The organism is Microbacterium sp. BG28, assembly GCF_034044005.1.
Classification (GTDB): domain Bacteria; phylum Actinomycetota; class Actinomycetes; order Actinomycetales; family Microbacteriaceae; genus Microbacterium.
The window spans coordinates 894,627-906,771 of the sequence record NZ_JAXCHA010000001.1 but is presented as its reverse complement, the minus strand read 5'-3'; the positions used below and the strand labels follow the sequence as shown (position 1 = coordinate 906,771).

Sequence of the window (12,145 nt, the reverse complement as noted above, 5' to 3'; positions counted from 1 at the left end):
CCTTGTGACCGACACCCCGCCCGCCGCCACGCGGCGCTCGCGCCGGAGCGCCGCCACGCCGCCGCGCCGGCGGATCAGCGTGCTCGGGGTGATCGGAGAGATCTTCATCACCGTCGGTGTGCTGGCGTTCCTCTACGTCGGCTGGCAGCTGTGGGTCGGCGACTGGATTCAGGGACAGCAGAACAACGCTGCCGGCCAGGCGATCGCCGAAGAGTGGGCGCAGAACTACGAGTCGTCGACACCCTCCCCGTCGGCGAGCGAGTCGAGCACCCCCGCGGCGGAGGCACCGCCGGTGAGCAGCGCCGAGCCGATCGTCCTCCCGGACGCCGCCAGCGGTGAAGTCTTCGGCATCATGCACATCCCGCGCTTCGGACCGGACTACGCCGTGCAGATCGCGGGAGGGGTCGGCCGCTCGGAGAGCCTGGACCTCGGCGCGATCGGTCACTACTCCAGCACGCAGATGCCGGGGGCTGTCGGCAACTTCGCCGTCGCGGCCCACCGCGGCAGCCACGGGGCTCCCTTCATGAATCTGCCGGACCTGCACGTGGGCGATGCGATCGTGATCCAGACGCAGGACGGCTGGTACACCTATCGCTACCGCAGCATGGAGTACGTGACCCCCGATTCCGTCGACGTGCTGCTGCCCGTGCCGCGGGAGCAGGGCATCGAGGCGAACGGACGCTATCTGACCATGACCACCTGCAGTCCGCGCTACGGATTCTCGGAGCGTCTCGTCGCGTACGCCGTCTTCGAGTCCTTCACTCCCGGAGCCGACGGTGCGCCGGCATCCCTGAGCGAGGCGGTGACCTGATGTACGCAGCATTCTGGCGCATCCTTCCCGGCCCCTGGTGGGTTCGACTGCTCATCGTCCTGGTCGTTGCGGCGGCTGTCCTCTACGGGCTGTTCTGGTACGTCTTCCCGTGGATCTCGTCGATCGTCGACCCGCAGGAGTCGACCGTCCAGTGACGGCGGTACGCGTGCTGGTCGTGGACAACCACGACAGTTTCGTGCACACGCTCGTGGGCTACCTGCGTGAGCTCGGGGCCGATACCGTGATGCGCGAGGCCGACGAGATCGACCCGGATGCGGCGACCGCCGCTGTCGCGGGGTTCGACGGAGTCTTGGTCTCACCCGGGCCCGGAACACCTCAGCGTGCCGGCTCCTCGCTCGCGGTCGTGGCTGCGGCGGCCGAGACGCGCACGCCGCTGCTGGGCGTCTGTCTCGGACACCAGGCGCTGGCGGTGGCATTCGGTGCCCGAGTGGCGCAGGCCCCTGAGCTCATGCACGGCATGACGTCGCCGATCATCCATGACGGGAGCGGCATCCTCCGGGGTCTGCCTTCTCCCTTCTCCGCCGCCCGGTATCACTCCCTCGCCGTCGCGGTGGAGACGATCCCGGACGTGCTGCGCGTGACCGCTCGCACCCCGGAGGGCACGGTCATGGCGATCGAACACCGCCATCTACCCCTCAGCGGGGTGCAGTTCCATCCGGAGAGCGTGCTGACCGAGCACGGCTATCGGATGCTCGCCACGTGGCTGGCGGCACTCGGCGCAGAAGACGCTCCAGCGCGCGCACTGACGCTCACGCCTCATCGCGGAGCGAGCACTCAGCCCGCGCAGTAGGTGAGGGTGATCTCGGAGCGGATCGGCACTTCACCCGGGGCGAGCGACATGACGCGGACGGTCGGGGTCGTCCCCGTCGCCTTGCAGCCGGGATCGGCGCTCGGCACGACGGTCAGCCCCAGCGCCTCGAGGTCGCGCGTGGCGGCCTCGATCGTGTAGCCGGTGACGTCGTTCAGAACGACGCGACCGCTCGCGACGCGCAGGTTGACGGTCGTTCCGACCGGGATCTCGGCCCCCGCTGTCACCTCCCCGGATGCGGTGCTCGCGCTGAGCACTTCGCCGGCGGGGGCCTTCGCGTCGTTCACCGGGGTGATCGTCCCGACGGCGAGACCCGCTGCGGTGAGTGCTTGGCGGGCGTCGGTCTCGTTGAGGCCGACGATCGTCGGAACGGCCACGCTCTCCTTGCCGGTCGAGACATAGAGCTTGATGGTCTGCCCGACCTGCACCGAGTTGCCCGCTGCGGGCTCGCTGCGCACGACGCTGCCTTCGGCGATCCGATCGTCGGCCACGGGCACACGATCCGACAGGAGATCTTGCTCCTCGAGCACGTCGACGGCCTGGTCGTAGGTCATCGTCGTCAGATCCGGCACGATGCGCGCGCTGTCGGGCACCGCATCACCGGGGCGGATGGTCACGACCCAGAACAGGACGGAGACGAGCAGAACGGCGAGCACGGCGACGCCGGACCATATCCAGGCGACGGGTGGGCCGGCTTGCGTGCGGCGCATCGTCGTGTCGGTCGACAGCTGCCGGAGCGACCGCGCGGTATCTGCGGCCTGACGGGGGTTCGCGCCGTACAGCTCGCTCGTGAGGGCTCCGAGCTGCCGCCTGCTGGGAGCCTTGCCGCCCACGGCCTCCGAAAGCGCCGCGCGGAACGAGGCCGCATCCTGGAACCGCTGGAACGGATCCTTCGCGAGGGCGCGCATCACGAGGGCATCGAGGCCGCGAGGGATGCTCTCGGTGTGCTCGCTGGGCGGGACCGGGGTTTCGCTCACGTGCTGGTAGGCGACGGCGACCGGGGTCTCGCCGCGGAACGGAGGTCGACCCGTCAGAAGCTCGTACAGGACGACACCTGTCGAGTAGAGGTCGGCGCGCGCATCCACCGGCTCGCCCTTGGCCTGCTCGGGAGAGAAGTAGGCAGCGGTGCCGATGATGGCGGTCGTCTCCGCGACCGTCGATGAGGAGTCGGACACCGCGCGCGCGATACCGAAGTCCATGACCTTGACCTGGCCCGCGGCCGTGACCATGACGTTGCCGGGCTTGATGTCGCGGTGCACGACGCCCGCGCGGTGCGAGTACTCCAGCGCCTCGAGGATGCCGTCGACGTAGCGCACCGCATCGGTCACGGGCACATCGCCGGCGGCGATGATGTCCTTCAGCAACTCGCCGTTGACGAGCTCCATGACGATGAACGGAACGGGGTGCACGACGCCGTCGGGGGTCGTCTCCGTGTCCTCGCCGGCATCGAAGACGCGCACGATGGTCGGGTGCGACATCCGCGAGGCGGCCTGCGCCTCCAAACGGAAACGCGTACGGAAAGCGGCGTCGTCGGCGAGTTCGCGCCGCAGGATCTTCAGCGCGACCTCGCGGTCGAGGGTCAGGTCGTAGCCTCGGTACACACTCGCCATGCCCCCGCGACCGATGAGCTCATCGATGCGATAGCGACCGGCGAGCACGCGTGGATCATCTGACACGGCGACTCCCTGGGTGCAACAGATGAAAGCCTAACCGACCCGCCCTGGCAGAACCCGGGGCGAGTCGGCGGCTCGTGCTCAGTTCCCGCCCAGGAGGGGATTGGGGCTGGCCGACGGCGACGGTGACGAGGACTGCACGTTGGCCTGGGCCTGCGGCGACGTCTCGGAGTTGCGTGTCGTGCCGTCGCCCGAGCCGGAGCAGGTCACGGTGTAGCTGACGATGAGTGCCTGACCCGTGTTCGTCCCGACCTCGAGGGGGATCGGACGCTGGTTGGGACCGGCGGCGGCCGTGGACTGACCGGTCGAGGTGAAGATGCCGTTCACCGCGGTGAAGTTGTAACTGACCACGGATCCCGTGCCCGACGGGCAGGTGAAGCCGTCCCAGTTGATCTGCACGGTGGAACCGGGGGCTACCGTCGCGGCCTTCGCGCCGTTGACCTCGATGCGGGGTTCGGTCGGGGCGCCGATCGGAGTCTGATCGGCGTAGACGGACAGAGTGAGCTGCGAACCCTCGGGCGCGTTGCCGGTCGGGCTGACGCTGTAGACCACGCCGACCTGGTCGGGGCTCGGGGCGGGGTTGCCAGGGGTACAGGTGACCAGCAGTCCAGCTTCCTGAGCGATCCGCGTCGCCTCTTCGCACGTCCTTCCCACCAGATCCAGCGCGGCGACATCCACGGTCGTGGTGGTCGGCGTGGGAGTCGACGGCGGGGTGGAAACGGTCGTGCGCGTACTCGTGCCGGTCGGGCCGGGATCGGAGTTCTGATTGCCGAAGATGGCCCAGAGGGTGCCGCCCAGCACGATCAGCAAGAGCACGATGAGGGCGACGAGCGGCCACGTCCAGGGACTGCGCTTGCGCCCGGCCGGCTCGGCAACGGGCGATGCCGCCGTCGAGGCGCTCAGCAGTTGCGTGGCGGCCTGCGTCTCTCCGACGCCCAGCAGCTGGGTCGCGTCGTCCGCGCCCACGGTGCCGCCGATGGCAGGCACCGCCACGGTCGCGGCCGTCACGTCGCCGCGGCGCAGGGCGCTGGCGGCACGGGCGACCGCTGCGGCGGACGCCGGGCGCTCTTCGGGCTTCTTGGCGATCATCGCCATGACGAGGTTCTGCACCGGAACCGCCACGGTGGGCGGCAGCGGCGGCGGCTGCTCGTTGATCTGCGCCATCGCGATCGCCACCTGGGACTCGCCCGTGAAGGGGCGCTTGCCGGCGAGGCATTCGTAGGCGACGATGCCGAGCGAGTAGATGTCGGTCGCGGGGGATGCGGGGTGCCCCGACGCCTGCTCGGGCGAGAGGTACTGCACGGTACCCATCACCTGACCGGTCGCCGTCAGCGGAACCTGGTCGGCGATGCGCGCGATTCCGAAGTCGGTGATCTTCACGCGACCGTCGGGCGTGATGAGCAGGTTGCCCGGCTTGATGTCGCGGTGCACAAGGCCTGCGGCGTGCGCGGCCTGCAGGGCGGAGGCCGTCTGCGCCACGATGTCGAGCGTCTTGTCCGTGGACAGCGACCCCTCGCGCTCGAGGATCGTGGAGAGGGCCTCGCCGGGGACGAGCTCCATGACGAGGAACGCGGATCCGTTCTCCTCGCCGTAGTCGAACACGCTGGCGATCCCCTCGTGGTTCACGAGTGCGGCGTGGCGCGCCTCCGCGCGGAACCGCTCGAGGAACCCGGGGTCCCCCATGTACTCGTCCTTGAGGATCTTGATCGCCACCGTGCGCCCGATGACGTGGTCAGTGGCTTCCCAGACCTCGCCCATACCGCCGATGGCGATGCGCGAATCCAGCTCGTAACGCCCACCGAACGTCGCTCCCTGTGTCGGCCTCATCGTCCCAGCACCGCCTCCATGACCTTCTTTGCAATGGGCGCTGCGATGGAGTTACCGCTGCCCGACTGACCTTGCCCGCCGCCGTTCTCGACGACCACTGCGACCGCGACCTCGGGGTCTTCTGCGGGCGCGAATCCGGTGAACCAGAGCGTGTACGGGTTGGACCCGCCGTTCTCCGCCGTCCCCGTCTTACCGCCCACGTCGACTCCGTCTATTCTTGCATTCGACGCCACGCCGTCACTGACATTGGCGACCATCGCGCTCGCCAGCTGATTGGCGAGATCCTCATTCAGCGCACGCCCGAACTCGGTCGGCTCGAACTGCTGCTGGACCGACAGATCCGGTCCGATGACCTGGTCCACCATCTGAGGATTCATGACCATCCCGCCGTTCACGATGCCGGCCGAGACCATGGCCATCTGCAGCGGGGTCGCCCGGACATCTCCCTGACCGAAACCGGTGAGGGCGGTCCTGTCGTCGCTGAGTGCGGCGGTGGGGTAGACCGACGGTGCGGAGTCCACGGGCGTCGCGAACGAGGTGTTGAAGCCGTACTTCTCCGCCTCGGCACGGATGGCGTCGTCACCGAGCTGAACGGCGAGCTCCGCCATGGGGATGTTGCAGCTGAGCCGCAGGGCGTCGGCGAGGGTCACCGTCTCGCCCGGGCCGCACGCGCCGCCGCCGGCGTTGCTGATCGAGGTCGAGGTGCCGGGGAGCGTGTAGCTGGCGACATTCGGCAGCGTCGATTGGAGGGTCCAGTCGCCCGAGGCGAGAGCCGCGGAGGCGACGACGAGCTTGAACGTGGATCCCGGGGGATTCATCTTGCCTGCGATGGCGCGGTTCGACATCGGCTGCAGGGCGTTGTTGATGAGGTCGTTGTACGACGCCTGCACCGCGGCGAGGTCGTGCGAGGCGAGCAGGTTGGTGTCGTAACCCGGCTTGGACACCATGGCGAGGATGCGGCCGGTCTTCGGCTCGATGGCCACGACGGCGCCCTGCAGGTCGCCGAGCGCGTCGTAGGCGACCTTCTGCACGTTCGCGTCGACCGAGAGCACCACGTTGGAGCCCTGCGGGGGCTGCCCGGTGAAGATCTGCTCGACGCGGGAGAAGAACTGCCCGCCGCCGGTTCCGGAGAGCTCCCGGTTCATGGCCTGCTCGATGCCGGTCGCCGATCCCAGCGCCGCGTTGATGTATCCCGTCACGGGCGACCACATGTCGGCATCGGCGTAGCTGCGCTGCCAGCTGTACACGTCATCGCTCGGGCTCGAGGAGGCGATCGCCGCACCGCTGGCGATGATCGAGCCGCGCTGGATCTCGTAGGAGTCGTAGAGCGCTCGCCGGTTCTCGCCGTTCTCGGCGAGCGTCGACGCCTGGAACACCTGGATGACGCTGGTCGAACCGAACAGCACCAGGAACATGGCCAGCATCACGAAGCTGAGCCGGCGGACTTCGCGGGTCATCCGATCACCACCCGGGGCTGATTGCGCACCGCATCCGAGATGCGCAGGATGAGCGCGACGATGATCCAGTTCGCCACGAGCGAGGAACCGCCGGCGGCGAGGAAGGGCGTCGTCAGGCCGGTGAGCGGGATGACGCGCGTCACACCGCCGACCATGATGAACACCTGCAGGGCGATCGTGAACGACAGCCCCGTCGCGAGGAGCTTGCCGAAGTCGTCCTGCCCGGCGACGCCGACGCGGAGCCCGCGGCTCGTGAAGACCATGTAGAGACAGAGGATCGCGAAGACGCCGATGAGTCCGATCTCTTCGCCGAGGCTCGGGAAGATGTAGTCGCTCTGCGCGAGCGGCGTGATCGAGGGGCGGCCCTGCCCCAGCCCCGTGCCGAGAAGACCGCCGTGCGCGAGACCGAAGATCCCCTGCACGAGCTGGTAGCTGCCGCCCGTGCGGTCGATGATGTCGGGGTTGAAGGCATCGAGCCAGTTGGCGAAGCGCCATCCCACGTACGTCAGTACCTGGGATGCCGCGACGGCGCCCGCGACGGCGAGCCCCACCCCCAGCAGCACCCACCCTGTCTTGCCGGTGGCGACGTAGAGCATCGCGACGAACATGCCGAAGATCAGCAGGCCGGTGCCGAGGTCGCGCTGGAGCACGATGATGCCGAGCGAGATCAGCCAGACCACCAGGATGGGGCCCAGGTCGCGGGCTCGCGGCCAGGTGATCCCGAGGAACTTCCTGCCCACGGACGTGAGGCTCTCGCGCGTGCGCACCAGATACCCGGCGAAGAAGATGGCCAGTGCGAGCTTGGCCAGCTCACCCGGTTGGAACGAGAAGAAACCGAGTCGGACCCAGACATCGGCGTTCTGGTTGGTGCCCAGGCCCGGAACGAACGGCAGAAGCAGGAGGGCGACACCGATGAAGCCGGACACGTAGGTGTAGCGGAACAGCACGCGATAGTTCCGCAGAAAGAGGACGACGGCGATGGCCGCGGCGATCGCGATCGCCGCCCAGACGATCTGCCGCGTGGAGGCGGCGGCCCATCCTTCGCTGTCGATCTCGATGTCGATGCGGTAGATCATCGCGAGACCGAGCCCCGTCAACACGGTCGCGATGGGGACCACGAACGGATCGGCGTCGTGAGCGACGAAGCGCAGCACGATGTGCAGGGCGAGGGCGAGCACGCCGAGCCCGCCGGAGTAGTAGAGGAAGCTCGGGTCGATCGCCCCCTTCGCCCCCAGCTGCACGAGTGCCACGGCACCGCCGTTGATCGCCAGCGCGAACAGCAGCAGTCCGAGCTCGCGGTTGCGCTGCTTCTGCGGCATCCGGATGCGGCGGAGAGCCCGCATCACGGACGTGTCGGTTGCGGGGGCCTCGGCTGTCATCACTGCCCCTCTGCCGGTCGGAGTCGGTCGACGATCAACTGGGCGTCGGCCAGGGAACGCGCCGAGATGGTGGATTCCACGCTCTGACGGTCGAATGGGCTGAGATCCGCCAGAGCGATGTCGGTGTCCTCGTAGACGCTGGACAGCGAGATGGGTCCGATGCCCTGCTGCACGCCCTGGTAGATCACGACAGAGTCGTCGTCGGCGCCGACGTAGTAGCGCGTCTGCGTCCAGCTGTAGCCCGCGAACGCGGCGCCGGCGAGGGCGGCGAGCACGAGCAGCAGCCCGACGAGCCAGCCGATGCGGCGGCGACGTGCGCGGCGGCGGTCCTCCTCGATGAGCTCCTCGAGGAACTCCGGCGCCGGCTCGAAGTGGGTGGGCTCGTTCGCCGCCTGGCGCCCCGGATGCAGCCACGACGAGCGGCCCGGGCGGGCGGCCGGCACGACGACGCCGGTGGGGTTCGAGGCGGAGCCGACGATGGTGGGCGTTCCCGAGAAGACCGGATGGTGGCCCCCGATGTCGACGATGACGACCGTCACGTTGTCGGGAGCCCCCGCATCCAGAGCCTGCTTCAGCAGCAGATCCGCGGTGCGGGCGGGCGCCTGCCCTGCGGCGAGGGCCTTCTGCGTGTGCGCGTCGTCGACGACGCCCGACAGCCCGTCCGAGCACAGCAGCCACCGGTCACCCGGACGCGTCGGCATGATGAACGTGTCGATTTCGGGATCGGGATCCATGTCGCCGAGCACTCGCATGAGCACCGAGCGTCGGGGGTGGTAACGGGCCTCTTCCGGCGTGATGCGGCCGGAGTCGACGAGGCGCTGGACGAACGTGTGGTCCGTCGTGATCTGCGTCATCGCGCCGTCACGGAACAGGTAGATGCGGGAGTCGCCGATGTGGGCGATGACGGCGTAGTCGTCGACCATCAGCAGCGCGCTGACGGTCGTGCCCATACCGGCGAGGGCAGGGCGCACGCGCACAGTGTCGATGATGTCGCCGGCGGTGTCGGTCACGGCCTGCTGCAGGGCGCGCTCGGCGTCGACGGTCGAGGCGAAGGGGCGATCGAGCTGGGCGATGCGTGCGATGGCCAGGCTGGAGGCGACGTCACCGCCGGCGTGGCCGCCCATGCCGTCCGCCACCACGAACAGGTTGGAACCCGAGTACCCGGAGTCCTGATTGTTCGAGCGCACCTTTCCGGTGTGCGAGAGTGCGGCGCTCGAGCCCTGGAAGACCATCTCGACGGATCAGCCCTGGAGCTCGAAGGTCGTGGCGCCGACCTTGATCGGGGCGCCCACCAGAACCGGCACGGGGCTCGCGACGCGTTCGCCGTCGTGCCAGGTGCCGTTCGTGGAGTCGAGGTCCTGGATCATCCACTGATCGCCCCAGAGCATGAGGCGCGCGTGGTGGCTCGAGGTGTAGTCGTCGCGGATGACGAGACCCGACTCGCTCGAGCGGCCGATCGTCAGGGGCTCCGTGCCGAGCGGGAGTTCGAGGCCCGCCTTCGGTCCGCTCGTGATGACGATGCGGGAGACCGCCTCCGTCGTCGCCTTCTGACCCTTCGAGGACTTGCGCGGCGAGGCCTTCGGAGCAGCCGGCGCGGTGGCGGCCGCAGCGGGCGCCGCAGCGGCGGCGGCGGCCTGCTCGGGCATCTTGCGCACGCGCACGCCGAAGAGGTCGGCGCGCAGCGAGTACACGACCGCGAAGACGAAGAACCACAGCAGCAGCAGGAAGCCGATCTGCAGCAACAGAAGCGGAAGCTCGTTCATCAGGCCTTCCCCCAGCGGTCGATGTCGTCGAGCGAGAAGGCACGTGTCGCGTCGTCGTCGACGGGCGCCGCGCGGCCCCCCGTGGCCTGGGCGACGATGCGGAAGACGATGTCCGTTCGCCCGATGGAGACGGTCGCGTCGGGGGGCAGAGGGGCCTCGTCGATCTTCCGACCGTTGAGCTTCGTGCCGTTCGTCGAGCCGAGGTCGCGCACCATCGCCCGCTCGCCGTCCCAGAGGATCTCGACGTGCTTGCGGCTCGTGCCGGAGTCGGCGATCGTGATGTCGGCATCGCTGCCGCGGCCGATGACGGTGCGGGATGCCGTGAGTGGATGCCGCTTGCCGGCGATGTCGAGCACGGCGCTCCAGGCGACACGGCCCGCGGCGGTCGAGGACTCGACGCGCACCTGACCGGTCGACAGGCTCGCGCTGCTCGACAGCGAGATCGAGAGGGGGCCGGCGAAGGTGTAGCCCTGAGCGCGGGCGTGCTTGTTCACGAGCGCGTCGAGCTCGTCGGTCAGCGAGGCGCCGAGGGCCCGCATCCGCTCGTAGTCCGCGGGCGCCAGCTGCACCGTGAGGGTGTTGGGTGCCAGGATGCGCTCGCGCGAGACGACGGCGGCCTTCGTGTCGAGCTCGCTGCGCAGGGCCGAGGCGATGTCGACCGGCTGGACGCCGCTGCGGAAGGTCTTGGCGAACGCGCCGTTCACGGCGCGCTCGAGACCTCTCTCGAAGCTGTCAAGTAGTCCCACGCGACTCCTCAGGCGGCTGGACGGGTGGCACCATCGTAGTTGTACCCGCTGAACAGGCCATGCAGGACTTCCGCAGGAGGCCTCCGCGGCCGACTTCTTGGGGCGCCATCGGGCGTGATACGATCGGCAGGTTGAGTTCGCACATCTGTGATGAGCGACTCGCGCGAGTGGCGGAATAGGCAGACGCGCTGGCTTCAGGTGCCAGTGCCCGAAAGGGCGTGGGGGTTCAACTCCCCCCTCGCGCACAGACAGAACCGGCCGGGAATCATCCCGGCCGGTTCTTGCGTTCACGGGCGCGTTCTGTCGCCGTGCCGCGCACGCCGCCGGTTCGTGGGTTCTGTGGGATCGTTCGCATTCCGTCGGCGCGGCTCGAGGAATCTCGCGCGTCGCATTCGGGTGGATGCGGCGCGTTGCTGCTCGAGGGACGCCCATCGCTGCCGTGAAGGCTCGAAGCCGAAGCTCAGGTCTCTCGAACAGTGTCTCCGCCGGGAGTGACGGGTCGATGGGCCGGCGGCGGCACATCCCGCGCTTCGCCAGGCAGCCACGTCCCGTCAGGATGCGTTCTGGCGGCAGCGCAGCGGTACCTCGAGCTCGACGACGTCGCCGGTCAGCGGCGGGAGGCCTTCGGCCATCTCGATCTCGTCGCCGACCAGCGCGGCGATCGCGGCGTGGAGTGCGGCGGGTACGTCCTCGGCTCGGGTCGCCTCGAGTTCCACCTCGCGGCGGGCGACGGCGTCGCCGTCGCCGTTGATGAAGCGGAGCGTCGCCCGCCAGGCGGCTCCCGCGCCAGATGGTGCGCTCAGGCGCGCACGGATGTAGCCGGTTTCCTCCACGATGTCCCCCTGATGTCGTGAGAGTGCGTTGCTCCTCTTTCCTACACTGCCGACGTTTCGCGCAGCAGCGGCGGTAGCTGGCAGTGCGCTGGGTGTCCGGTCATGTCGTGCCGGCTCATCCCACTCTGTCCGTTCAACGGATCGACGGCGGCGCCGAGGCGTCGAGACGGTTGCGCACACCCCAGAGGGCGAGCTGAGTACGATCCTGCGTGCCGGTCTTGCGCATGGCGGACTGGAGGTGCGAGCGCACTGTGTGCACCGAAAGATGCAGGTGCGCGGCGATGGCGTCGCTGCCCGTGACACCCACCGCCAGAGCCGCGACGACCCGCCTTTCGGCGGGTGACAGGGACTGGAGCGCATCCGCATCCGCGGCGGCGGGACGGCGGCGCACGAGCTCCTTGAGGATGGATGCGGTCACGCGCGAGGACACGAGCGCCTCGCCGCGTGCGGCGGCGAGGATGGCCGGCACGAGCTGATCCGAGTCGTGGCTCTTCAGGAGGTATCCGACCGCACCGGAGTCCAGCGCCTCCAGGACGAGCTGATCGACCGCGAAGCTCGTCATGACGATGATCGCCGGCGTCGCCTCGTGCGCTTCGCGGCGCAGGATGCGGGTGGCCTCCAAGCCGTTCATCGCGGGCATCTGCAGGTCCATCAGCACGACGTCCGCGCGCTCCGAACGGGCGAGGGCGACCGCATCCTCTCCCGTCGCCACCTCGCCGACGACGTGGATCTGGGCGGTCTGCTCGAGCTGCAGCCGGAGGCCCCGGCGGACCGCGCGGTTGTCGTCCGCGATGAGGACGCGGATGGGGTGCCGGTGCGTGTCCACG

12 protein-coding genes and 1 tRNA gene are annotated in these 12,145 nt (G+C 69.1%); 4 read left to right on the top strand and 9 right to left on the bottom strand.

Translation table 11 applies throughout. The features are described 5' to 3' along the window. Positions 1 to 4 precede the first annotated feature (4 nt). Genes SK224_RS04575 through SK224_RS04565 form a run of 3 tightly spaced genes read left to right on the top strand, consistent with a single transcriptional unit; the run spans position 5 to position 1,622 of the window. Positions 5 to 811 (top strand): class E sortase, encoded by an 807-nt coding sequence (locus tag SK224_RS04575; protein ID WP_320433598.1) that lies wholly within the window; start codon positions 5 to 7, stop codon positions 809 to 811. Further along, positions 811 to 966, top strand: coding sequence for a hypothetical protein (locus SK224_RS04570; RefSeq protein ID WP_274286761.1), 156 nt, complete (start codon positions 811 to 813; stop codon positions 964 to 966). The genes SK224_RS04575 and SK224_RS04570 overlap by 1 nt, the downstream gene beginning before the upstream one ends. Continuing rightward, positions 963 to 1,622, top strand: coding sequence for an anthranilate synthase component II (locus SK224_RS04565; RefSeq protein ID WP_320433597.1), 660 nt, complete (start codon positions 963 to 965; stop codon positions 1,620 to 1,622). The genes SK224_RS04570 and SK224_RS04565 overlap by 4 nt, the downstream gene beginning before the upstream one ends. Here the strand turns inward: SK224_RS04565 and pknB are convergent. From pknB to SK224_RS04530, 7 genes are all read right to left on the bottom strand, one after another. Further along, the gene (gene pknB / locus SK224_RS04560; RefSeq protein WP_320433596.1) at positions 1,607 to 3,316 is read right to left on the bottom strand and encodes a Stk1 family PASTA domain-containing Ser/Thr kinase; all 1,710 of its coding nucleotides are present in this window, start codon (positions 3,314 to 3,316) and stop codon (positions 1,607 to 1,609) included. The two genes, SK224_RS04565 and pknB, sit on opposite strands and share 16 nt — an antisense overlap. Positions 3,317 to 3,394: 78 nt before the next feature. Further along, a complete protein-coding gene (locus tag SK224_RS04555) occupies positions 3,395 to 5,140 on the bottom strand; it encodes a serine/threonine-protein kinase (protein ID WP_320433595.1) in 1,746 nt (581 codons plus the stop codon). Further along, the gene (locus tag SK224_RS04550; protein WP_320433594.1) at positions 5,137 to 6,597 is read right to left on the bottom strand and encodes a peptidoglycan D,D-transpeptidase FtsI family protein; all 1,461 of its coding nucleotides are present in this window, start codon (positions 6,595 to 6,597) and stop codon (positions 5,137 to 5,139) included. The genes SK224_RS04555 and SK224_RS04550 overlap by 4 nt, the downstream gene beginning before the upstream one ends. Then, positions 6,594 to 7,976 (bottom strand): FtsW/RodA/SpoVE family cell cycle protein, encoded by a 1,383-nt coding sequence (locus SK224_RS04545; RefSeq protein WP_320433593.1) that lies wholly within the window; start codon positions 7,974 to 7,976, stop codon positions 6,594 to 6,596. Before SK224_RS04545 ends, SK224_RS04550 begins: the two co-directional genes overlap by 4 nt. After that, the gene (locus tag SK224_RS04540; RefSeq protein WP_137418484.1) at positions 7,976 to 9,208 is read right to left on the bottom strand and encodes a PP2C family protein-serine/threonine phosphatase; all 1,233 of its coding nucleotides are present in this window, start codon (positions 9,206 to 9,208) and stop codon (positions 7,976 to 7,978) included. The genes SK224_RS04545 and SK224_RS04540 overlap by 1 nt, the downstream gene beginning before the upstream one ends. Positions 9,209 to 9,217: 9 nt before the next feature. Next, the gene (locus SK224_RS04535; RefSeq protein ID WP_320433592.1) at positions 9,218 to 9,739 is read right to left on the bottom strand and encodes an FHA domain-containing protein; all 522 of its coding nucleotides are present in this window, start codon (positions 9,737 to 9,739) and stop codon (positions 9,218 to 9,220) included. Then, on the bottom strand, positions 9,739 to 10,485 hold the full coding sequence (locus SK224_RS04530; RefSeq protein WP_320433591.1) for a DUF3662 and FHA domain-containing protein: 747 nt from the start codon (positions 10,483 to 10,485) through the stop codon (positions 9,739 to 9,741). Before SK224_RS04530 ends, SK224_RS04535 begins: the two co-directional genes overlap by 1 nt. 161 nt (positions 10,486 to 10,646) lie before the next feature. Between SK224_RS04530 and SK224_RS04525 the strand changes: the two genes are divergently transcribed. After that, positions 10,647 to 10,730: transfer RNA gene (locus tag SK224_RS04525), tRNA-Leu, on the top strand. 306 nt (positions 10,731 to 11,036) lie between these two features. On the opposite strand, the gene SK224_RS04520 is transcribed toward SK224_RS04525, so the two are convergent. After that, on the bottom strand, positions 11,037 to 11,318 hold the full coding sequence (locus SK224_RS04520) for a hypothetical protein (RefSeq protein ID WP_320433590.1): 282 nt from the start codon (positions 11,316 to 11,318) through the stop codon (positions 11,037 to 11,039). 133 nt (positions 11,319 to 11,451) lie between these two features. Beyond that, positions 11,452 to 12,144 (bottom strand): response regulator transcription factor, encoded by a 693-nt coding sequence (locus SK224_RS04515; protein ID WP_320433589.1) that lies wholly within the window; start codon positions 12,142 to 12,144, stop codon positions 11,452 to 11,454. Position 12,145: the final 1 nt, after the last annotated feature.

Bases quoted from the DNA above. Each gene is read 5' to 3' on its own strand.
- SK224_RS04535 (WP_320433592.1), bottom strand. From the start codon at position 9,739: ATGAACGAGCTTCCGCTTCTGTTGCTGCAGATCGGCTTCCTGCTGCTG.
- SK224_RS04550 (WP_320433594.1), bottom strand. From the start codon at position 6,597: ATGACCCGCGAAGTCCGCCGGCTCAGCTTCGTGATGCTGGCCATGTTC.
- SK224_RS04540 (WP_137418484.1), bottom strand. From the start codon at position 9,208: ATGGTCTTCCAGGGCTCGAGCGCCGCACTCTCGCACACCGGAAAGGTG.
- SK224_RS04555 (WP_320433595.1), bottom strand. From the start codon at position 5,140: ATGAGGCCGACACAGGGAGCGACGTTCGGTGGGCGTTACGAGCTGGAT.
- SK224_RS04570 (WP_274286761.1), top strand. From the start codon at position 811: ATGTACGCAGCATTCTGGCGCATCCTTCCCGGCCCCTGGTGGGTTCGA.
- SK224_RS04545 (WP_320433593.1), bottom strand. From the start codon at position 7,976: ATGACAGCCGAGGCCCCCGCAACCGACACGTCCGTGATGCGGGCTCTC.